This is a genomic window from Flavobacterium weaverense (assembly GCF_003688495.1).
Lineage (GTDB): Bacteria > Bacteroidota > Bacteroidia > Flavobacteriales > Flavobacteriaceae > Flavobacterium > Flavobacterium weaverense.
The window spans coordinates 767247-790491 of sequence record NZ_REFH01000007.1; the positions used below are offsets into that span (position 1 = coordinate 767247).

The 23245-nt window shown below is 32.5% G+C and carries 20 protein-coding genes; 6 read left to right on the forward strand and 14 right to left on the reverse strand.

Annotated features, from left to right (window positions below; translation table 11 throughout):
* The first annotated feature begins 12 nt into the window (after window positions 1–12).
* Window positions 13–936: a LysR family transcriptional regulator gene (locus BC961_RS03440; RefSeq protein WP_121924440.1), complete on the forward strand. Its 924-nt coding sequence runs from the start codon at window positions 13–15 to the stop codon at window positions 934–936.
* Here BC961_RS03440 and BC961_RS03445 read toward each other — a convergent pair.
* Together BC961_RS03445 and BC961_RS03450 are read right to left on the reverse strand one after the other, a co-directional pair.
* Window positions 930–2129: an LETM1-related biofilm-associated protein gene (locus tag BC961_RS03445; protein WP_121924441.1), complete on the reverse strand. Its 1200-nt coding sequence runs from the start codon at window positions 2127–2129 to the stop codon at window positions 930–932. The genes BC961_RS03440 and BC961_RS03445 overlap by 7 nt on opposite strands.
* 223 nt (window positions 2130–2352) lie before the next feature.
* Window positions 2353–3015, reverse strand: a complete 663-nt coding sequence (locus tag BC961_RS03450) for a superoxide dismutase (RefSeq protein WP_245980796.1) — start codon at window positions 3013–3015, stop codon at window positions 2353–2355.
* A 329-nt stretch (window positions 3016–3344) separates the two neighbouring features.
* Between BC961_RS03450 and BC961_RS03455 the strand changes: the two genes are divergently transcribed.
* The 3 genes from BC961_RS03455 to BC961_RS03465 all read left to right on the forward strand — a co-directional run bounded on the left by BC961_RS03455 (window position 3345) and on the right by BC961_RS03465 (window position 5426).
* Window positions 3345–4274 (forward strand): YihY/virulence factor BrkB family protein, encoded by a 930-nt coding sequence (locus BC961_RS03455; protein WP_121924443.1) that lies wholly within the window; start codon window positions 3345–3347, stop codon window positions 4272–4274.
* Window positions 4275–4404: 130 nt separating this feature from the next.
* Entirely contained in the window at window positions 4405–4830 is a 426-nt protein-coding gene (locus tag BC961_RS03460; RefSeq protein WP_121924444.1) for an META domain-containing protein, read from the forward strand.
* An 80-nt stretch (window positions 4831–4910) separates the two neighbouring features.
* Window positions 4911–5426, forward strand: a complete 516-nt coding sequence (locus BC961_RS03465) for a DUF4251 domain-containing protein (RefSeq protein ID WP_121924445.1) — start codon at window positions 4911–4913, stop codon at window positions 5424–5426.
* Between the two features lie 269 nt (window positions 5427–5695).
* Here the strand turns inward: BC961_RS03465 and BC961_RS03470 are convergent, their stop codons facing one another.
* The 6 genes from BC961_RS03470 to BC961_RS03495 form a co-directional block, all read right to left on the reverse strand.
* A complete protein-coding gene (locus tag BC961_RS03470; protein WP_121924446.1) occupies window positions 5696–7486 on the reverse strand; it encodes an acyl-CoA dehydrogenase family protein in 1791 nt (596 codons plus the stop codon).
* 38 nt (window positions 7487–7524) lie between these two features.
* The gene (locus tag BC961_RS03475) at window positions 7525–7872 is read right to left on the reverse strand and encodes a four helix bundle protein (RefSeq protein ID WP_121924447.1); all 348 of its coding nucleotides are present in this window, start codon (window positions 7870–7872) and stop codon (window positions 7525–7527) included.
* 37 nt (window positions 7873–7909) lie between these two features.
* Entirely contained in the window at window positions 7910–9091 is a 1182-nt protein-coding gene (locus BC961_RS03480; RefSeq protein WP_121924520.1) for an acetyl-CoA C-acyltransferase, read from the reverse strand.
* Between the two features lie 78 nt (window positions 9092–9169).
* Window positions 9170–11560: a 3-hydroxyacyl-CoA dehydrogenase/enoyl-CoA hydratase family protein gene (locus tag BC961_RS03485; RefSeq protein ID WP_121924448.1), complete on the reverse strand. Its 2391-nt coding sequence runs from the start codon at window positions 11558–11560 to the stop codon at window positions 9170–9172.
* A 57-nt stretch (window positions 11561–11617) separates the two neighbouring features.
* Window positions 11618–12103, reverse strand: coding sequence for a MarR family winged helix-turn-helix transcriptional regulator (locus tag BC961_RS03490; protein ID WP_121924449.1), 486 nt, complete (start codon window positions 12101–12103; stop codon window positions 11618–11620).
* 188 nt (window positions 12104–12291) lie between these two features.
* Window positions 12292–14067 (reverse strand): AMP-dependent synthetase/ligase, encoded by a 1776-nt coding sequence (locus BC961_RS03495; protein ID WP_121924450.1) that lies wholly within the window; start codon window positions 14065–14067, stop codon window positions 12292–12294.
* Window positions 14068–14465: 398 nt separating this feature from the next.
* Between BC961_RS03495 and BC961_RS03500 the strand changes: the two genes are divergently transcribed.
* Entirely contained in the window at window positions 14466–15416 is a 951-nt protein-coding gene (locus BC961_RS03500; protein ID WP_121924451.1) for an NAD(P)H-dependent flavin oxidoreductase, read from the forward strand.
* A 46-nt stretch (window positions 15417–15462) separates the two neighbouring features.
* Here BC961_RS03500 and BC961_RS03505 read toward each other — a convergent pair whose 3' ends face one another.
* From BC961_RS03505 to BC961_RS03530, 6 genes are all read right to left on the reverse strand, one after another.
* Window positions 15463–16467, reverse strand: a complete 1005-nt coding sequence (locus BC961_RS03505) for a DUF389 domain-containing protein (protein WP_121924452.1) — start codon at window positions 16465–16467, stop codon at window positions 15463–15465.
* A gap of 228 nt (window positions 16468–16695) precedes the next feature.
* Window positions 16696–18450, reverse strand: coding sequence for an N-acyl-D-amino-acid deacylase family protein (locus BC961_RS03510; RefSeq protein WP_121924453.1), 1755 nt, complete (start codon window positions 18448–18450; stop codon window positions 16696–16698).
* 278 nt (window positions 18451–18728) lie between these two features.
* A complete protein-coding gene (locus BC961_RS03515) occupies window positions 18729–19127 on the reverse strand; it encodes a GlcG/HbpS family heme-binding protein (protein WP_121924454.1) in 399 nt (132 codons plus the stop codon).
* Window positions 19128–19238: 111 nt separating this feature from the next.
* Complete coding sequence (locus BC961_RS03520; protein ID WP_121924455.1) at window positions 19239–20084, reverse strand: helix-turn-helix domain-containing protein; 846 nt, start codon at window positions 20082–20084, stop codon at window positions 19239–19241.
* Window positions 20085–20190: 106 nt separating this feature from the next.
* Window positions 20191–20901 carry an HAD family hydrolase gene (locus BC961_RS03525; RefSeq protein WP_121924456.1) on the reverse strand — a complete coding sequence of 237 codons (711 nt, stop codon included), beginning with the start codon at window positions 20899–20901 and terminating at the stop codon, window positions 20191–20193.
* A 365-nt stretch (window positions 20902–21266) separates the two neighbouring features.
* Window positions 21267–21653, reverse strand: a complete 387-nt coding sequence (locus BC961_RS03530) for a lipocalin family protein (protein WP_121924457.1) — start codon at window positions 21651–21653, stop codon at window positions 21267–21269.
* A gap of 359 nt (window positions 21654–22012) precedes the next feature.
* Here BC961_RS03530 and BC961_RS03535 point away from each other — a divergent pair, with 359 nt between their 5' ends.
* A complete protein-coding gene (locus BC961_RS03535) occupies window positions 22013–23239 on the forward strand; it encodes a hybrid sensor histidine kinase/response regulator (RefSeq protein WP_121924458.1) in 1227 nt (408 codons plus the stop codon).
* Window positions 23240–23245 lie beyond the last annotated feature (6 nt).

Genomic DNA, 23245 nt, shown 5'->3' on the forward strand with positions numbered 1-23245 from the left:
TAAAATATTTTTATGAACTATACTTTACACCAACTACAAGTTTTTTTAAAAGTCACTAAAACCTTGAGTATTACAAGAGCAGCTGAAGAGCTTTTTTTAACGCAGCCAGCAGTTTCGATCCAACTGAAAAATTTTCAAGATCAGTTTGAGATTCCCTTGACGGAAGTGATTAAGAAAAAGGTTTACATAACTGATTTTGGAAAAGAAATAGCAGTTGCCGCTGAAAACATATTGAATGAAGTCCATGCTATTAACTATAAAACGATAGCTTTTAAAGGGAAACTTTCTGGTAGACTTAAGCTTTCTGTAGTTTCTACTGGAAAATATGTGATTCCTTATTATTTGAGTACTTTTCTAAAAACGCACAATGAAATTGAGTTAGAGATGGATGTTACCAATAAAAGTAAAGTTATTAAAGCGCTAAAAAATAATGAGGTTGATTTTGCACTAGTATCTGTATTACCAAAAGATCTCGATATAGAATCAGAAGTATTAATTGAGAATAAACTGCATTTAGTTGGCAACTCAGTACATCAAAATGTGACAAAGAAAAATTTGCATTTATTATTTTCCTCTTCGCCATTAATCTCTAGAGAACTTGGATCAGCAACTAGAATTGCTATGGAAGATTATATTTCGAAACAAAAAATTCAACCAAAGATGAAAATAACGCTGACTTCTAACGAAGCGGTAAAACAAGCTGTGATTGCAGGAATTGGTGTTTCAGTAATGCCAATAATCGGACTGAAAAATGAACTTGATAACGGAAGTTTAGTGCTATTGAATGCTTACGGTTTACCTATGATTAGTTCGTGGCGTATCATTTGGTTAAAAGGTAAAAAAATGAGTCCCGTTGCAAAATCTTTCATGGAATATATTAAAGACAATAAAGAAGAGATAAAAGAAAACCATTTTTCGTGGATTAATAATTATTGATCCTCTAAGTTTTCATTGAATGCTGATGGCAATAGTTGCGGTATAAACTTTATCAATATAGGTAATAGCAAGCTTCCTCCAGGTAATAAAAAAATAGCCAATGAAGGAACAGTTTTGCAAATTTCCAACAACTGTTTTTTTACTTTTTTCTTTTCTTTTTCATCCAAATCTCTAATAGTGGAATAGGTGAGGAGTACCATTAGTTCCTTACTTTGAATGATTTCTTTAATCAGTCTATTTTTATTTCTGCTGATTATTGTAACAACAGTTTGCGTTGTCTGGTCGTAAAAATGTTTTACAGGATTTGAATAGTTGAAGTAAGGAATTTCTTTTTTATGTTCAGTAATAAAATCGTGAGTGCATTTGATACTTTCGTCTACAAAAGCATCTGGAAGTGATAGAATTTGTGATAATGAATGTAAAAAATAGATTTCCTCATTTTCTATTTTTTCATCATTCCACAAAGCCATTCCAGCCATATCTAAAAGATAATACTTCTCTAAATCCGTAGTAAAATAATCCAGTTGTAGTGTTTCTAAACTTTGGACAGTAATTTTGGAAAATTTACTATATCGGATTGAAGCTTCAAAAAGTTTAATCAATAAATCGTCATACTGAGATTTCTTTGACTTTACTTTTAATGCGATGGTGACAATATTGACTATCGTCTCTTCAATTTTTTTAAGATATTTTTCAGGAATTGAACCGTGCGTTAAATATTGGCGAAAAGCGAGAACATCAATGAACAATAATGCATTGGTAACTAAGTGAGAAAAATTCTTACTGATAATACTATCATTAGTTTGAACTCTTTCATCAATAATTTTTTCTAAACTTAGAGCATCTGAGTTTTTAGGCAATATCTTTTTAAAAAGATTAAACCCTTGCGGATTCATCTCATTGTAAAAACTAACTGCTTGTTTAATAAAATTTGCGGAACTAATTTCATTGTTTTCTAGACAATAAACTCCGTATAAGGTGTTTAGCAGAGCAACTTTTGAAATTTCTTCTTTAAACCAGCCTTTAGTTGGGATAGCATTTACAGTATCAAAGGAGATAATATGACCGTATATAAAACCAGTATTTCTTACTTTTTGATAAAATGTATCCATGTTTGAATACGTCGTTTTATTGGAGAACTTTTGTTCAACAAAAAATTTATCTATCCAACCTGATGCTGAAGGGTTAATCATTATTTTTATTTGGTGCTGCAAAGCTATACTTTTTTATCTTAGCTACTACTTGAGATATTTAGTTTAACACATAAATTACTTAAATTTAATATTGATAAAACTTGTATAAATTGATGCGGTAACTACTGAGATTTATAGCGTCAAAAAATAATGCAAATATGCTTTTAAATTTAAAAAGCTCCGAATTGCATTTGCGATTCGGAGCTTTTTGAATACTTATATTTTACGAGTTAAATAAACTCTCTGCTTTATCCCAATCCACTACATTCCAAAATGAAGAAACATAATCAGCTCTTCGATTTTGGTTTTTCAAATAGTAAGCGTGTTCCCAAACGTCTAAGGCTAAAACTGGTTTTCCTCTTAACCCTTTTCCTCTCAACCTCATAAGCGGATTGTCTTGATTTGCTGTGGATCCAATTACTAATTTACCATCTTGAACCACTAACCAAGCCCATCCAGATCCAAAACGTTTCATAGAAGCATCGCTGAATTGCTTTTTAAATTCGTCAAAAGAACCAAAAGTACTCATTATAGCTGCAGCTAAGTTTCCTTTTGGATTACCGCCACCTTTAGGCTTCATCAATGTCCAAAATAAACTGTGATTATAATGTCCGCCGCTATTATTACGAACTGCCTCAGGGAATTTAGACATCTTTTCAAATATATGTTCTAATGTATCAGTATGTTCCATTAACTTTTTGTCTAATGTTTCAATGGCCTTATTCAAATTTGTAACGTAGCCTTGATGGTGTTTCTTATGATGAATTTCCATTGTGGCTTTATCAATGTGTGGTTCTAATCCGTCATAGGCATATGCTAAGTTAGGAAGTGTGTATCCATCAACAGCGCTTACTTTTTCTTCCTCTACATTTAAACCATCTGCTATCGAATTTGTTTCGGCTGCAAATGCAGAATTAAATAAGCTAGAACCAATAATTGTTCCCGTAGAAAGAATTGCTGTTTGTTTTAAAAAATTTCTTCGTGTATTATTATTTTCCATAAGTGTTGACTTTATTCTAAAATATGTGTTTAGTAATTACGATAAATTTAAACATAAATTTTTTTAGCAGGGTTAAAAAACACTTAAAAAAATATCTTTTTTTATATGATCTTGGACTATGAGCGATAGTTTAGTGTAGAATTATGTAAATTTCATTTGAAAGTAGTGGTAAGTATTTTTGTATTTTTGATCTTATTAAATGGAAGGAAATAGATATGAAAAGAAAAAAAATACTTAGCACAAGTTGGAGCTTATTAAAGCAGACTTATCAAGAATTTGACGCCGACAATGGTATCAAGTTGAGTGCGTCGTTGTCTTATTATACGATATTTTCATTGCCACCATTATTGATTATTATTTTATCTATTTTCAGTTTTTTCTTTGGTAGAGACGCTGTTACTGGAAGGTTTTTCAGTCAGATAAATGGTATGGTAGGTAATAAAGCCGCAATACAAATTCAAGAGACTATTAAAAATATAGAGTTGTCTGATAGCAATACATTTGCGGCCATATTTGGTGGGATTATGTTGCTTATAGGTGCTTCTGGAGTTTTTGCAGAAATTCAAAGTTCTATTAATTTTATATGGGGTTTAAAAGCTAAACCTAATAAAGGAATTATGAAATTTGTAAAAAATAGATTGATGTCATTTTCAATGATTGCTTCTGTTGGTTTTTTATTGATGGTGAGTTTGATGGTAAATACTGTAATGGATGTGATAAACGCGAGATTGCTTATTTATTTCCCAAACACCGCAGTTTATATTTTTTACATCGTTAATATTTTAATCTTATTTGTAACGACTACTATGTTGTTCGCTATTATTTTTAAGACGCTTCCTGACGGAGAAATCGCTTGGAAAGATGCACTAATAGGTTCAAGTTTTACATCTTTCTTTTTTATGTTTGGTAAATTTGCCATCGGATTCTATTTGGGAAGTTCTACCGTTGCTACTGTTTATGGTGCGGCTGGTTCTGTAATCATTATATTAATCTGGGTGTACTATTCAGCTATTATATTATATTTTGGAGCTGAATTTACGAAGGTTTATTCCAACGAAAAAGGAAAAAAAATAATACCAAACTCCTATGCTGTGGGAATTAAGACGGAAGTTTTAGAAATTAAACCCAAAGTGACGTGCGATTAATTTTTTAAAAATTCAAATCTCTTTTTCATTTTACAATCTTTTGCTAATAGTTTATGTATTCATCATTATTGGCAGCGTTATTGCTTAGTATCTATTTCAAATAATTATAACAATTAAAACAAACAAACTCATGAAAAAATTAATTTTATTGCTTGCAATTTCTTGTCTAGCATTCGTTTCTTGTAACTCTTTAAAAACTACTAATGATATGTCGGCACTGCAAGGTGATTGGGAACTTAATTATATCACAGGTCCTCGAATTGCTTTCCAAGGTTTATATCCAGATGAAAAACCTTCCGTAAATTTCGATTTGAAAACGGACTTAGTTTCAGGAGGAACAGGATGTAATCGTTTTTCTGGAAAGTTAAAAGTTGATGGAAATAAAATTGATTTTAAAAACGATATGGCATTAACTAAAAGATATTGTCCAGGAGAAGGTGAAAGCGTTTATCTAGCAACACTTCAAAAAATTGAATCTTACGCCATTTCGAAAGATGGTAAAACTTTAAGTTTTATGATGGGAGATGTCGAAATGATGCGATTCGCTAAAAAATAATTTAATTTATGATGCCCTTTTTAGGGTATCATTTTTTTTATATAACATACTAAAGTAAACTATATTTTAAAGATGATGTGATGAAATCTAAAAGAGTATTAACAGTATTATTCATGGTATTCTCAATTGCTTTTAGCTTTAGCCAAGAAAGAACAAAGAAAGAACTGAGAACAGATCGGAAGTTAGAAACAGCAAATCTAATTCAAGTTTTAATAGATTCTAAAGAGTTTACTTTTATTGGGCGAAAAGCGATACCTCAAGGGTATTCGGCAGTGGATTTGACGACAAATGATAACTTTTTAGAATTCACACCTACTTTAATAAAAAGCGAAATGCCTTTTTTTGGGCGAGGTTATAGTGGTATTGGTTACGGCGGAGATAAAGGACTCAAATTTGAAGGGAATCCAACTGAATTTTTTGTAATGAAGGGAAAGCGTTCATTCGAAATAAAAGCGGTAGTTAGAGGAGAGAATGACGTTTTTAAAATTATCTTATCTGTTTTCTTTGAAGGTAGTGCAACACTAACGATAAACTCCAATGATAGGAGTTCAATATCTTATTATGGAGAAATTACTACAATTGAAAATTTGAAGTGATCTATAAATTAATATAATGCAGCGCAAAAAATTAGTGGTGTTAAGTTAAAAATAATGAATCATTAGTGGTTTCCATTAAAGTGACTTAATAAAAAAAATGGACCGCGACAATTTTCTCAAACGAATCTCTTATTGTAATCAATCACTCTTGCATTAAATATTTAATTTTTATGAATTAAAATTAGATTTCATGTAAATAGAAAAAACCGTCTTGTTATTTAAAACTTGACGGTTTTTCAATTATTTCAAACTAGTAATTTTTTTTACTACTAGAAGCAATATTCATTTTCAGCAACTACTTTTTCAGTTATGGTCTCTCTTAAAGCAACTATGTTAGGCATATTTGCATATTTTGTAAAACGACGTAAACCCATTAGCATCATACGTTGCTCATCTCCTTCAGCAAAAGAAATTACACTTTCCTTACCTTTTTGAGTTACAATATCTACCGCTTTGTACAAGTAAAGTTTTGCCATTGCAATTTGTTCTTGCACTTTGGCTTCACCTTCTTTTTTAGCTAATTTTTCTGTTCGTAGTATTGTGCTTTCCGCCATATAAATTTCAATTAATATGTCAGATGCAGCCATTAATAATTGTTGGTGTGAATCTAAGTCTGGACCGTATTTTTGTACGGCTCCACCAGCAACCATTAAGAAAGCTTGTTTTAATTTTCCTACCATTTCTTTCTCTTCAGCAAACAATTCAGAATAGTCAGGAGTTTCAAATGATGGAATTCCCATCAATTCTTCTTGAACTTTAGAAGCTGGTCCTAATAAGTCAATATGACCTTTCATCGCCTTTTTGATTAACATACCTACAGAAAGCATTCTGTTAATCTCATTTGTACCTTCGTAAATTCTTGCAATACGAGCATCTCTCCAAGCACTCTCCATTGGTGTATCTTCTGAGAATCCCATTCCACCAAAGATTTGGATTCCTTCATCAGCACAATTTTGAACATCTTCAGAAACAGCTACTTTCAAGATTGAACATTCTATTGCAAATTCTTCAACACCTTTTAATTCTGCTTCTTGATGTGTTGAACCTTCCTGCTCACGAATTGCTATACGATCTTCGATATCTTTTGCTGCACGATATGTAGCACTTTCGCCTGCATAACAGTTGGTTGCCATTTCTGCAATTTTTGCACGAATAGCACCAAATTGAGCAATAGGAGTCTTAAATTGAATTCTCTCGTTAGCATATTTTACTGAACTTGTAATTACTCTTCTTTGTGCATCTAAACAAGCTGCTGCTAATTTAATACGACCCACATTCAGAGCATTCATTGCAATTTTAAAACCATTTCCTCTTTCAGAAAGCATGTTTTCAACAGGAACTTTAGTTTCATTAAAGAAAACCTGACGAGTAGAAGATGCGCGAATACCTAATTTGTGCTCTTCTTCACCCATTGAAATTCCGTTACCTTCTGTATTTTCTAGTATAAAACCAGTAATATTTTTATCATCACCAATACGTGCAAAAACGATGAATACCGAACAAAATCCTGCATTCGAAATCCACATTTTTTGTCCTGTAATCGAGTAGTACGTTCCGTCATCAGATAAAACAGCTTTTGTTTTTCCTGAATTAGCATCAGATCCTGCTCCAGGTTCAGTCAAACAATAAGCACCAAACCACTCACCTGAAGCTAACTTAGGTACGTATTTTTGTTTTTGCTCTTCTGTTCCGTACAAAGTAATTGGCATTGTTCCAATTCCCGTATGTGCTCCAAAAGCAGTCGAGAATGAACCCGTTGCTCCAGAAATATAATCACACACTAAAACCGTATTTACAAATCCCATTCCCATTCCGCCATAAGCTTCAGGAACAGCAACGCTTAAGAAACCTAAATCTCCTGCTTTTCTCATACTGTCTTCAGTAAAAGCGTAATCCTTTTTCTCAAAACGGTCTTTGTTAGGCCATAATTCTTTATCAACAAACTCTTTTACAGAGTCGCGCATCATTATTTGCTCTTCATTGAAATCTTCTGGAGTGAAGATGTCTTCGCATTTTGTTTCTTTTACTAGGAATTGACCTCCTCTTGTTTTGTCGCTCATGACTTTATTTTTTTAAATTTTAAATTTTGAATTTTAAATTATTTTGACTCTTGTGATGTTTTAATTATTTTAGTAATGATGTTGATGATGTGTTCAACTTCAATTAGATAATTATTCACTTCAATTGATGTTAGATCGGATTTATCCAATAATCTTAACCAGTATTTTGTTTCTCTAGCTTCTTTTGAAGCGATAGACATTTTATGAATAAAATCTTTCCTTGATTGAGCAGCAATTGCTTCTTCAACATTTGCTCCGATGCTTGTGGCAGACCTTAAAATTTGCTTAGAAATTATGAATTCATTTTCTTTTTTAAGTTGAACATAAAGATTTACTATTGACAGAGCAAAATCAAAAGTTTTGGTAGCAATAATATTTTCTTTCATGTTCATTTAAAATTTATAATTCAAAATTTAAAATTAATTAAAGGAGTTCATAAATCCCCGCACTACCTTGTCCTGTTCCTACGCACATAGATACTATTCCGTATTTATTTCCACGACGTTTCATCTCATCAAATAATTGAACAGATAATTTTGCTCCAGTACATCCTAATGGGTGACCTAAAGCGATTGCACCACCATTGACGTTAACGATATCAGGATTTAACCCTAACTCACGTGTAACGGCTATAGCTTGAGACGCAAAAGCTTCGTTCAATTCAATTAAGTCAATATCTTTTAAATCCATTCCAGCTTGCTTTAGAACCTTTGGAATTGCTTTTACTGGTCCCATTCCCATTATTCTTGGTTCAACTCCAGCTGAAGCAAAGTTTACTAAACGAGCAATAGGTTGTAAGTTTAGCTCTTTCACCATTTCTTCACTCATCACTAAAACGAAAGCAGCTCCATCACTCATTTGTGAAGAGTTACCTGCTGTTACGCTTCCACCGTCTGCAAAAACAGGTCTTAAACCCGCTAAAGCTTCTTTAGAAGTTCCAGCTCTAGGACCTTCATCTTTGTTTACTACATAAGACTTAGTTTCCTTCTTTCCGTTTTCATTTATAAACGTTTGCTCAATAGTGATAGGTACAATTTGTTTATCAAATTTTCCATCTGCTTGCGCTTTCAAGGCTTTCATATGTGAGTGGTACGCAAACTCATCTTGATCTTCCCTAGACACTTTAAACTGATCAGCCACGGCTTCTGCTGTAAGTCCCATTCCCCAGTAATAATCTTCGTTTCCTGCTTTTGCAACAGCATAATCCGGAGTAGGTTTATAACCACCCATCGGAATAAAACTCATGCTTTCAGCGCCACCAGCAATAATGCAATGTGCCATTCCTGATTGGATTTTGGCTGTAGCCATACCAATAGTTTCTAATCCAGAAGCACAATATCTATTTACAGTTACACCAGGAACATCTTCCACTTTCAAACCCATTAAAGAGATTAATCGCGCAACATTAAGTCCTTGTTCTGCCTCTGGCATGGCGTTTCCAACCATCACATCATCGATGCGAGTTTTGTCGAAATCAGGTAGCTCATTCATCATATATTGAATGGTTTCTGAAGCTAATTCATCAGGTCTTTTAAATCTAAAAACTCCTTTTGGTGCTTTACCAACGGCAGTTCTGTATGCTTTTACTATATAGGCTGTTTTCATAATGCTGTTTTGAATTCTGAATTTTAAATTTTGAATTATCTCAAACCACATTTAAAATTCATAATTTATAATTTAAAATTAATTTCTCAACGGTTTCCCTTTAGTCAACATAAATTGTATTCTCTCTAACGTTTTTCTTTCTGTACAAAGTGATAAGAAAGCTTCGCGTTCTAGATCTAATAAATATTGCTCCGTTACTAATGTTGGTTCAGATAAATCTCCACCAGCCATAACGTATGCTAATTTGTTGGCTATTTTTTTGTCGTGTTCAGAGATGTATTTTCCAGCTTCCATTTGGTCTGTTCCCACTAAGAACATTCCTAATGCTTGCTTTCCTAAAACTTTTACATCACTTCTTCGTATTGGTTGTGTATAACCAGCTTCAGCCATAATTAAAGCATGCTTTTTAGCCTCTGCAATTTGGCGATCCTTATTCACAACAATAATGTCTTTTCCATGTTGTAAAAGTCCAGTATCAAAAGCCTCGTAACCAGAAGTCGACACTTTTGCCATAGCAATTGTCAAGAAATATTCTTGCAATACATTAAGCTCAACATCATTTTTATGGAATAAATCAGAAGCTCTTAAAGCTAATTCTTTAGATCCACCACCGCCAGGAATTACTCCAACACCAAACTCTACTAATCCCATGTATGTTTCTGCTGCCGCAACTACTTTGTCAGCGTGTAAACTCATTTCGCATCCACCTCCAAAAGTCATTCCGTGTGGCGCAACTACAACTGGGATTCCAGAATAACGAACGCGCATCATCGTGTCTTGAAACATTTTGATGGCCATGTTTAATTCGTCATATTCTTGTTCCACCGCCATCATAAATATCATTCCGATATTAGCACCTACAGAGAAATTTGCTGCTTGATTACCAATAACTAATCCTTGATATTCTTTCTCAGATAAATCAATCGCTTTATTGATAGCTGTTAAAACATCGCCACCAATAGTATTCATTTTAGATTGGAATTCTAAGTTCAAAATTCCATCTCCTAAATCTTGTATAATTGCACCGCTATTGCTCCAAACCTTTTTGCTTTCGCGAATATTGTTCAGTATAATAAATGAATCTTGTCCAGGAACTTTAGTCTGTGCTTTAGTCGGAATATTGTAGAAATAAGTAGCTCCTTCTTTAATAGTATAAAAACTTTTACTTCCAGACGCTAACATTTCTGTTACCCAAGCAGCAGGCTCTAGACCTTCCGCTTTCATAATTTCAATTCCTTTTTCAACACCAATAGCATCCCAAATTTCGAATGGACCATTTTCCCATCCAAAACCAGCTTTCATGGCATCATCAATCTTGTATAATTCATCTGAAATTTCAGGAATTCTGTTTGAAACATAAGCAAACATTCCAGAAAAACTTTTTCTATAAAATTCTCCCGCTTTATCTTTTCCCTTTACTAAAACTTTAAAACGATCGATAGGCTTATCAATTGTTTTTGTAAGTTCTAAAGTTCCAAATGAAGCTTTCTTAGCTGAACGATATTCTAAAGTATCTAAATCTAAAGTCAGAATCTCTTTTCCTTCTTTTTTGTAAAAACCTTGACCTGTTTTACTTCCTAACCATTTATTTTCCATCATTTTATTGACAAATTCCGGAAGTTTGAACAATTCATGTTGCTCATCGTTTGGACAGTTTTCATAAATACCATTAGCAACATGCACTAAGGTATCTAAACCAACAACATCAACGGTACGGAAAGTAGCTGATTTTGGACGACCAATAACTGGACCGGTCAACTTATCAACTTCTTCAATCGTTAATCCCATTTCTTTTACCAAATGAAATAAACTCTGAATTCCATAAATACCAATTCTGTTTCCTATAAAAGCAGGAGTATCCTTAGCAACAACAGAAGTTTTTCCTAAGAATTTCTCGCCATATATAGTAAGGAAGTCCAACACTTCAGTTGAAGTTTGTGGACCAGGAATGATTTCGAATAATTTTAGATAACGAGCAGGGTTAAAAAAGTGTGTTCCGCAGAAGTGTTTTTGGAAATCTTCGCTTCGACCTTCACTCATAAAATGAATTGGAATCCCCGAAGTATTTGAAGTTACTAAAGTACCTGGTTTTCTAAATTTTTCAATTTGCTCAAATACCATTTTCTTGATGTCTAAACGCTCTACGACAACTTCGATAATCCAATCTACGTTAGCGATTTTTGACATATCATCCGTGGTATTTCCAGTAGTAATTCTAGAAGCAAACTTCTGACTGTAAATAGGAGAGGGCTTTGACTTTAATGAAGTTGCTAAATGCTCGTTCACTAAACGGTTTCTTACAATTTTACTTTCTAAAGTTAGTCCTTTTTTAGCTTCTGCCTCAGTTAGTTCTCTAGGGATAATATCTAGAAGTAAGACTTCGACCCCAATGTTTGCAAAATGACAAGCAATTCCTGAACCCATTATTCCGGATCCTATTACTGCGACTTTTTTAATTGTGCGTTTCATATATAATTACTATTTATTTTATTAGAGTATAATATTTTCAGCGTCTTTCTTACTGAATTATTCTTTTTCAGTATGCTCTGAAAGCTCTGTCATATCAATGACGTTCGCGTGATTAAATATGTTTTTATCTTGAATTAATTCGTTGATTGTTTCTGCAACCTCAATAAAATGCTGCAATTTCTCTTCAGAAATAGTTTGCTTAACACTTTCATTAAATTTCAAAACGGTATTTTTTGATAATTCTCTTTTTTCTTTACCAAATTCAGTAAGGTAAATAAGCACGCCTCGGCCATCTTCTGGATTTTTCTTTCGGATAATTAATCCTTTCTCTTCCATTGATTTCAAGGTTCTGGTTAGGCTAGTCGCTTCCATTCCCATTTTTGGACCTAAAGAAGTAGAAGGAGTTCCTTTATCTTTATCAATGCTCAATAAAGCAAATCCTGTTGACATAGTAGCACCATATTTAGAGGCTTCCTCGTTATACATTCGGGAAACGGCCTGCCAAGTGGCACGTAAGATATAATCTATCGTTTTGTCTTTCATATTTTTGCTATAGCGATTTCAAATATAATAAAAAATACTATGCATGCATAATATATTCAACTATTTTTTTGTTAAAAAGTAATAAATATAAAAAAACTCCTCTGATTTAGAGGAGTTTTGGAGTGAAAAAGTATTCTATAGTTTTTCAACTAATAAGTAATTATACATAAAAAAATTGCAGCTAGCTTCTAGCTATAGATTTTATCAAATAATACTTTGTATTTTTCCATAATTGGTTTTCTTCTTAATTTTAACGTTGGAGTCATTTCTCCACCTTCAATTGACCAAACTTCAGCTGTGAGTTCAAAACGTTTGATTTGTTCCCAATGACCAAATTTTTCGTTGTATAAGTTTATTTCTTCTTGAATACGGTCAATCACTTTCACGTTTGAAATAATATCCTCGTTAGAAGTGCCAATATTTACTTTATGAATTTTTGCCCATTCTTTAATGAAATCAAAACTTGGTTGGATAAAGGCAGCAGGCATTTTTTGTCCGTCACCTATTACCATGATTTGATCAATAAAACGAGATTGTTTCATTGTATTTTCAATAATCTGGGGCGCAATATATTTACCACCAGACGTTTTAAACATTTCCTTTTTACGATCTGTTATTTTTAAGAATCCATCACTATCGATTTCTCCAATGTCGCCTGTATGGAAGTATCCATCAGTTACTGCTTCACTAGTTAGCTTTTCGTCTTTGTAGTAACCCAGCATAACATTAGGTCCTTTACAAAGAATTTCCCCATCCTCAGCAATCTTCACTGAGACGTTATCAATAACTTTACCCACAGTTCCGACTCTGAATCCTTTATTTCTCATGTCGTTGACAGAGATTACAGGAGAAGTCTCCGTTAAACCATAACCTTCCATTACAGGAATTTCGGCTGCTGCAAAAATTCTAGCTAAACGAGGTTGTAATGCGGCGCTACCGGAAACCATTAAATCTAGGTTTCCACCCAAACCTTCTTTCCATTTACTGAAAATTAATTTTCTCGCAATGTTTAATTGGAATTCATACCATGATCCATTCGCTCCATAAGGTTCGTATTTCAATCCTAGATCGATAGCCCAAAAGAAAAGACTTTTTTTAATTCCTGTCAGCTCTGTTCCTTTAGCATATATTTTATCGTATACTTTTTCCAGAAGTCTTGGAACCGCCGTCATAACGGTTGGCTTAACCTCTTTTAAGTTATCACTGATTTTATCGATTGCTTCTCCAAAATAAACTGATACACCATAATACTGGTACAAGTATAAGATCATTCTTTCGAAAATATGGCAAATGGGAAGAAAACTCAACGCACGACTTGCTCCAGCTTCAAATGGAATTCTAGGAGCACTATTAATAACATCAGATACAATATTGTCATGCGACAACATCACACCTTTTGGTCGTCCAGTAGTTCCTGAAGTGTATATAATTGTTGCCAAATCATGTGGATCAACACTATCTTTTATTGTTTCTACCTCTTGCTGGTTTGCTTGGTCTTCGCCACTAATTAGTAATTCATTCCAGTTTTTGCAACCTTCAATCGTGTTGAATGAGTACACTTCTTTTAGATGAGGTACTTTATCTTTAATTAGGTTTACTTTTCTGAGCACCTCTTCATCAGAAACGAAACAATATTTTGCTTCAGAATGATTTAGGATATATTCATAATCATCTTCTGAAATGGTAGGATAAATTGGTACTGTTTGAGCAGCAATTTGTAAAACACCAATATCCATAATGTGCCATTCCGTTCGATTATTAGTAGAAATAATAGCGACTTTATCATTTTTTTGAACTCCCATACGCAATAATGCACGAGAAATCTTATTTGCTTTCGCTATATATTCTTGGGTAGAAGTTTTCTCCCAAACACCGTTAATTTTAGTCACCAATGCATCAGAAATATTATTATATTTCTCTTGTTGATAGTACGGAAAATCGAAAAGTCTAGTTACTGAAATCATTATAAAAAGATTGAATTTTTATGCAAATTAATTAAAATTTAATAATAACGATTACTTTTTTAGAATTAAATAGTAAATTTTAAAAGTTCTACAATTTGATTGCGAAATCGTTTTCTTTTATTGCATTTTAAGAATTTGATTTTAAAACAATTACTATTATTAGTTCAGAGACATTTTGGAAAGAAGTTTAACTGCAAGTATTTAAAATGAAATAAGATTACTATTTTGCTGTTGCATTAGTTGGTGAAATATTAGAAAAATAATATTTAATAATTATTAAAAGTTTGTCATTTCTTATCAGCTAAATTATGAAAATCACTGATTATTCTCATTTTTTTTAAATTAGTAGGCACGCATAGTATATTTCGTTATATTTGTTTTTACTAAATATCTCACTGATGATTAAGCCCACTTTAACTTCTCTTTTAAAAATCAATAAACCTTTAATAATAGCTCCAATGTTTTTAGTTTCAAATACTAAAATGGTGATTGAGGGAATGAAAGCGGGTGTTGCTGGTTGTATTCCAGCTTTAAACTACAGGACATTAGACGAGCTTCGCGCTTCTATAATTGAGCTTCGATCTGCTAAAGTTCCGGGGGGAAGTTTTGGTTATAACTTAATTGTCAATAAATCTAATATAAAGTACAAAGATCAATTAGCTGTTTTATGTGAGGAAAAAGTAGATTTTATTATTACATCTTTAGGTTCGCCGGAAGAGACAATTAGAATGGCACATAAAGTTGGAATTAAAGTTTTTTGTGATGTTACTGATTTGGCTTTCGCCAAAAAAGTAGAGACTTTAGGAGCCGATGCTCTTATTGCGGTCAATAACTTGGCAGGTGGGCATAGAGGAAATCATACGCCTGAAGATTTAATTAGAGAGTTGGATTCAAAAACAACATTACCTGTAATTTCTGCAGGTGGAGTAAGTAAGAAAGTGGATTTAGATACAATGATGGCTTACGGCGCAGTGGGTGTTTCTGTGGGAAGTCCGTTTATTGCATCCTTGGAATCTGGAGTTTCTGAAGAATATAAGCAAGCCTGCGTAGACTATGGAGCGAAGGATATAGTTCTTACAGAGAAAATATCGGGAACACCTTGTACCGTAATTAATACTCCGTATGTTCAAAAAGTAGGTACGAAACAATCATGGATTGAAAGCACCTTAAGTAAAAATAAAACCTTAAAAAAATGGGTTAAGATGATCCGTTATTTACTGGGTTCAAATGCTGTTACTAAAGCCGCAACTGAAGTAACTTACAAAACAGTGTGGGTTGCAGGACCAACGATTGAAAACACTACTGCAATTCGCCCTGTTGCTGATATTGTAGATACTATTACAAAATAATTGATTAGTTCTTGTCATAGAACTAGTTTTTACAACTATAGTTTCTTTATTTAACTTTGTAATTATAATCTTCTTTTGTTGGATTGATTAGGAATACTTGTAATCCTGTAGCATCCTCTAATTTATTAATCAATTTTTCTCTTTCGTTTTTATTTTCAGGAAAAGGTTTGATTGTAATGAATGCAGCAGTTCCTTGAATCAAAATATTTTTTATTTCGGGAGCATTTTTAGACTGATTTAAGACGCTTGCTGACTTTTCAAAAATAGAACTTTGAAATTGAGCACCTGAAGTGAATTTGTCATAATTCAGCGCTAAAGGAAGAATTGTGGCTGAGCCCAAAAATATTATAAAAATGGAACCGGTATAAAACCATCTTCGATTTCTTTTAGTTTTCAGACCTAAAAGGAAAAATACTAAAATTGAAGAAAAAGCGATTCCCATTAAGTTGGTGAAAAACAATAATATACTTCCGCTTGCTAGTATATAATTGCCTTGTTCAAGCATTAGACCACAAGCACAAATAGGTGGAACTAGAGCTACAGCAATCGCAACACCTGCTAAAACAGTTGAATATTCACTACGATAATATCCATAAGATCCGCCGGCTCCAGCTAATAACGCGATTCCGAGATCTCGTAAATCAGGAGCAGTTCTAATCAATAGTTGTTCGTTAGGAGACAAGTCAGGTAGCGTAAGCCCTATCAAGTAAGAGACAATTAGCGAACCTACTATTCCTAGAAAAATTATGAGAACCATGCGAAACGATTGCTTTTTCCAACCCAAAGCAATAGCACCTCCTAAGGCGACGATTGGCTGACCAAGCGGAGCTATAATCATCGCACCAATAATGGTTGCTGAAGAGTTTTCTGAAAGTCCGAGGCAAGCTATTCCAACACTTAAAAAGAGCATCAAAGCAAACGAGCTTTGCCAGTCCTTTTTGTAGTGAAAAAAAAGTTTGTTGAAAACATATTTTCTTTCGTTAACAGCTATTTCTTGTGAGAAGAAATTTTCTTCAACGTATTTGTCACTTTCATTCGGATCAATCTTCATTTTTCGTCTTTGTTTTATAAACCTGTAATGGCATTGGAATATTGAATTGATTTTATTTTAGCAATTGCTCCTGATGGAGTAGTAATAATTATTACTTGTGTTTTTTACGAAAATATAGTAGAGAAAATAATATCTATGGTAAGAACTGAAATTTTCTATTTCTAGAAATAACAACAAATAATTTTCTAAGATCGAGAGGGAAATTAAATTATAGTCGCTCAACTACACTTAATTACTTTTACCCTTCTCTAAAAATCTTCCATATTTTATATCGGTTCCATAATTTTCGACATAATTTTCATTTTTAAAAATCACTTTTCCTCCAACTATTACTGCGGTTACAACTCCTTCGTTTCTATTTACTAACCTTTCGTAGTTATCAAATTCCGTAATGGTATCAATTTCAACGTTTTCACTAATCGTATTAAAATGAGCTGGATTCAAAATTACTAAATCAGCAGTTTTTCCCTTTTCTAAGTTACCACAATCTAAATCAAACCAATCGCCTTGTTCTTTTGTTAACCTCCAAATGCATTTTTCCATTGTCATTATTGGAGTTCCTTTATCGATTGACTCTTGAACGATTTTAATCATTTTTAAAGGAAAATTGTAAAACGCCATATTGTTGAGGTGGGCACCTGCATCAGAAAAACTAATTAGGTTGTACTTAAAATTGTAAAGATCTTTGTATTTTTCTTTTCTATCATTTGCAATTGTTGTCGTCCATCTTATTTTTTTGTCATACAATATTATCGTGTCCAAGAATGCGTCAACAGGATGAATGTTTTTTTCTTCGGCTATTTGGTAAAAGTTTTTACCTATTAAGCTTTGCTCTGGACAATCTAATATAACAGCTTTGCTTAAATCTTTATGCCAAACCTTTGGAGCAAACTTTTTCTTAATTTCTTTTTTAAAATTGTCTCTAAATTCCACATTAGTTATTAATTCATTTCTTTGGTCTAACTCTTTTGCGAGATTTCTAAGCGCTTCACCACTAGGAAATTCCTCAAACATCACTGAGTCGACGCCATCGTAATAAACCGTAAACGGACAAGGTGGTGACTGCATTCTGAAATCTGCATTTGCTAATATGTTTATCGATCTCGAAGCTAAAGCAATTAAAGGATAAATGTAACGATCGCCTATCAAGTCCATCATGGCAATCATTGTTGTCTTTAGGGGTTTTCTAAAAATACCTGCACTCGCAAGCATGTAATTTAGAGCATTGACTCTCGTAACTAGATTGGGTGCGCCTTGAAGAATAGCATCTTTTTTTCGTAGTAATTCAATTAAACTTTTTCTTTCTTTCCAAGAGGAATAGAAAGAGGGTGTTTTGTGCGACCAGTAACGATCGCCGTCCATTTTATCCCACGGATTGTCCATTGTTGACAAACCTATGAAACCTGCATCTAATGCTTCATTCAACATGTTCAGCATTGTTTGCTTTTCCTCCTCGCTAGCAGAAATTTCGTCTGATAAAGAGCGCTTAATCCCCATTGCTTTCATTCGAATATCAGAATGCCCAATAAAAGAGGCTACGTTAATTCCTAATGGCAAATTGTTTATATATGATTTCCACTCTTTTGGGTTATTCCAAGTTTTTTCTTTTTGTAATAATGGAAGCATCATTTCTCTGGGAATTGCTTCAACCCTGGTAAAGGAATCTGCTGTGTCTTCAGGACTATTAAAAACAGCAGAAACAGAACAGCTTCCTAGAATTATTGTTGTTACTCCGTGTCGCGCTGATTCTTTTATTCCTGGTGATGCTAATAGCTCAGCATCATAATGTGTATGTGAATCTACAAAACCTGGTACAATCCATTTTCCCTCGGCATTAATTATTTCCGCACCAAAACATTCAATCGAATTTGGTTCAGCTATTTCTTGAATCCGACCTAAATTATCAATTAATACATCTTTTTTTGACGCATTCTCATCTTTGTCTCCAGAGAAAAAGAGTCCGTTTTTGATTAGTATGCTCATGATTTTTTATTTTGATTAGAAATATTGAAGTCAATTAAATTTAAAGGAAATAATATCCTCATCAATAACAAATATAAATGAAAATCAGAAATTTCTATCACAAAAAATCGGAATATTAAGACAAGATTTTTTAATTTATTTAAATTTCTTTCTTAAGTTATTGTCCCAAATTGTATGTAAAATCGAATTTTAAAGTAAATTACTTTTTAGTTTTCTTGCAAAAAAAAAGAGGATAACTAGCTGCAGTTATCCTCTTTTCCTCTTTATTTTCTCTTTTATTATAGTGCTAAGACGCCAGCCTCTGCAACGGTGTGATCATTTTCAACCGAACTTCCGCTAACTCCAATTGCACCGATAATTTCACCAGCCGCATTTTTAATTGGAATACCTCCTGGGAAAGTAATTAATCCACTATTTGAATGTTCGATATTATAGAGCGAACCTCCTGGCTGTGAAAGTTCTCCTATAACTCCCGTGTTCATATCAAAAAAACGAGCTGTTTTTGCTTTTTTAATTGATATGTCAAGTGATCCTAGCCATGCGCCATCCATACGTGCAAAAGCAACTAAATTTGCGCCTGCATCAACTACAGCGATGTTCATTTTTGTACCTATTGCTGCTGATTTTTGTTGTGCCGCTGCAATTATTTTTTCTGCTTGTGCTAATGATATATTCATGATTATTAGTTTTTTAAGTTATGATTACAATACAAATTTAAATTAATATTTACTTTTTAACTTATTATAAAAGTTCATTCTGTTATGAATAAAGTTCAAAACAATTAATTTTCAAGTTTTACTATTTATATTCCTTGGGCTGTAGCCAAACTTATTTTTAAATGCTAAACTAAAGTTGGATAAATTATTATAACCAAAATCTAGATAAATGTCAGATGATTTTAATTTTCCTTTTTCGAGAATTTCTTTAGCTGCTTCAAGTTTCTTTTCTTGAAGCCATTTTCCGGGTGTGATTTTATATTCTTTAACGAAATGGCGTTTAAAAGTAGATAAACTCATGTTGCATAAAAAAGCAATTTCTCCTAGCTTTAAGTTTGCATGCATTTTGCTTTCAACGATTTTCTTAAAAGTAGAGCTTTCATCTGCAATCAATGATTTCAAATACTGCTCAAATTGAGATCCATATTTTTGAAGAAGGTAAAGCATTAATTCGTCAAATTTTAAGGCTAATAAATTTTCGAAAAAGATAGCTGGAGCTTTACTAATTGTCGTTAATGAATTTAAATAAGTAGTTATATATACGTCATTACTAATTATAAAATAGGGAATTTCATTACTTAGCACAATAGGATTTTGCGCATGCTTTTCTAAAAAATCTTTCAGTTTTTTATCAGAGAAAAAGAATAGTTTACAGTAATATGTTGGCTCGTTTTCTAACAACTCTGTCCATAGCCAATTGCCTTTTTTTAGCAATAGCGATTGGTCCTTATTGACAGCGACAGAATTTCCTGCAAAGTGGACTTGTTTTTTACCAACTTGTAAAAAGCTAAACATATTCATGCTCAGGTGGACTTTACTTTTCACCAAATCAGTATTCATCTTGAAGTCGTAAAGAAGCAAATCGGGGATTGCTTTATCGTTTTGCAGATACGTTTCAGGTATGTTAGCTATTGGCATCCTTATTTTTTTTAGCAGTGCTGCTTATTTGAACTAAAAAATTTTCTATTTCAAATATAATAAAAGGATTTAATAATTTCTCACACTGATTTATTTAGAAGGACTTCTAATTGACAATATTTAGAATCTGTGCCAATTCTTCGTAACTGTAAAAGACAGTAGCTCCTTCATTAATTAAATCTTGTGCATTGTTTTCATTCGCTAAACCATATACTTTAAATCCTCCTTTTGCAGCTGCAATAACTCCTGCCACACTATCTTCGATTACTATACATTCCTCTATTTCAAATCCCATTTGCTTACAAGCATGTAAGAAGATTTCAGGTTCTGGTTTCCAACTATTAATTTGATAGGAGCTAAAGATTTTGTTTTCAAATTTTTCTATCAATCCAGTTGTCGTTAAATTCAAAGTAATTTTTTCGACAGGGCCGCTCGAAGCTACACAGAAACTTATATTTAAGGAATTGATAAATTCTGTAACACCCTTTATAGGTTTCAAATCTGTTTTAAAGGCTTCAAAAGTTCGTTTTCTGAATTCAGTTTCAAAACTTTCCGGTAGTTTTTTATTTATTAGTATTTCTATTTGTTCGAAAATGCTATTTAAACGTCTTCCATTAAATTTTTTAACAGCTTCTTCCATTGATATTTTTAGTCCAAAAGGCTCGGCCATTGAAAGTAATACTTGATTTGCAATACTTTCACTATCTACAAGTATTCCGTCACAATCAAAAATTATACATTTAAGGTTGTTAATTTTTGTTGTTTTATTTTCAAAAATCTTCGTTGAAGACAGTTCGTTTTTATTTGCTACGCTCATTCTATAGTATATTCTTTATAAACATTTTTAAATAAAGTCTTAAGGTAAAACTATTACTTTAAACACAAATATAGATGAAATAAAAGATGCTTTACTTTACAATTATTGTCCACGCTGTTCCGTCAGGAATAAAAATTAGATTTCGATACTATTACTTATTTAAAATATAAAACCATTTCTATAACCTTCAATACATTTAGAATTATGAAATAAAAAAGAGGGTAATTAATTAAAATTATCCTCTTTTTATGCAATTATTTACTTAATCTTCTAATTGAAAATTAGTAGCGTATTGTATTTATGAATCTTCCTTACTGAACTTAAAACTTTTCAGTGAAAAACACTTCATTAAAAATAATTGAATATTATTTGAAAGTCCAACGAACTAATCCTGCATCTCCTACCTGTAAATCGATAACTAATTTTGTAAGACTGTTTTCAATTACTTTGTAAGCGGTAGCATCATTTAGTGTTAATGTTTTTCCATCTTCAGCTACTTTCCAAGTTCCTGTTTTTGTATCTCCACAGCTATCTTTTATAACGTAAGAACCATCAGATTTAAAGTTCCACGTTGAACCTTTTTCACAATCTGTTATTACACTACCGCCTAATACTGTTTTAGTTTCAAGACTCCAGTTTCTGATAATCATATTAACTTCAGTTTCCTCTTTGTCGCAAGAAACGAATAGAAATCCAGATAATACACAAATTGCTAAAATCAGTGCGCCAAAACTCTTTTTTAAATTTTTCATTTTTTTGTTGTTTAAGTTGTTGTTTATACTGGGGCAAAGTAAAGGACAAATAGATCGTTAATTATTATAGAATTAAATATTAGACTTATGTCTTTCTCACATTTTTTAAATTATTCAAAACAATTTGATTGACTTATTAGTATATAATAATTTGTCAGTTATAATAATTTCAAAAGAGCTTTGAAACATGGGAATTATGTAATTTTCTTGCCAATTAAAAGAGGAGCATTTTGCAATTTTTTTATAAATTTGAAAAATTTGTAACTTTATTACAAACGAATGTTTTACAGTATAATAACAATTTTCGAACGAATTTTAATTCCAAATTATTCAATTCAGTCGATTTACCTCCTAATTAAATGATATTAATCGTAGATGATATTCGTGCGAATATAATTGCCTTAAAAAAAACACTGGAACTTCATAGTATAGAAGTAGATACTGCTGAGTCTGGAGAGGAAGCGCTTAAGAAAATTTTGAAAACTGATTATAGCTTAATTATAATGGATGTTCAAATGCCTGGACTCGATGGTTTTGAGGTGGTTAAAATTCTTTCTGGTAATAAAAAGACAAAAGATATTCCAGTTATTTTTTTATCAGCTATAAATATTGAAAAGAAATATATTTTTAAAGGTTATGAAACTGGAGCGGTAGATTATATTACTAAACCTGTAGATTCTGACTTGTTGATATTAAAAGTTAAATCATTCATTAAGATATACGAGCAGCAAAATGAGCTGAAAGTAATGAAAGATTTGCTGTCCAAAGAAATAGCGTTTCGAAAGGAAGCTCAAGATAATTTAGAAATAAAAATTGTCGAGCGAACTAAGGAATTGGTTTTAAAAAATGAAGAGTTAGAATTTAAAAACCATGAATTGCAGCAATTTTCATGGGTTGTTTCTCATGATTTAAATGAACCGATACGCAAAATCCAAATATTTATTGGAATCATAAAAGACTTGTATTTAAAGGATAATCCAAAAGCGCTTGACTACGTAAATCGAACGATGAAATCTGCGGAGCGAATGCAAACACTAATTAGTGATTTATTAGCCTATTCGCGATTGTCATCCAAAGTCTTATTCGAAAAAACCGATTTAAATGTAGTTTTACAAGAAGTACTTTCTGATTTTGATTACCAAATTGAAAATAAAAGTGCAGTTATCAAAGTGACCGATCTGCCAGCAATTCATAGTATTCCAAGTCAACTCCGACAAGTTTTTCAGAATTTAATAGGGAATGCACTTAAGTTTTCAGGAAATGTAGCTGTGCCTACAATCGAAATTACTTCTGAATTAATAAAAAATAGAGAATTTGATAGTGAAACTGATCCCGAAGGTGAATTCTGCAGAATCATAATATCAGATAACGGTATTGGTTTTGACGAAGTATACTTGGATCGAATTTTCGTTATTTTCCAGAGTTTGAATGATCGCTCTATTTATGAAGGAACGGGAATAGGATTAGCCATTTCGAAAAAAATTATGGAAAAACACAACGGATTAATTACTGCAAAAAGTGAGTTGGGTAAAGGAGCTAGTTTCATTCTAGTTTTACCTTTACAGCAAGAGATTCAAACTAATTAGACACAA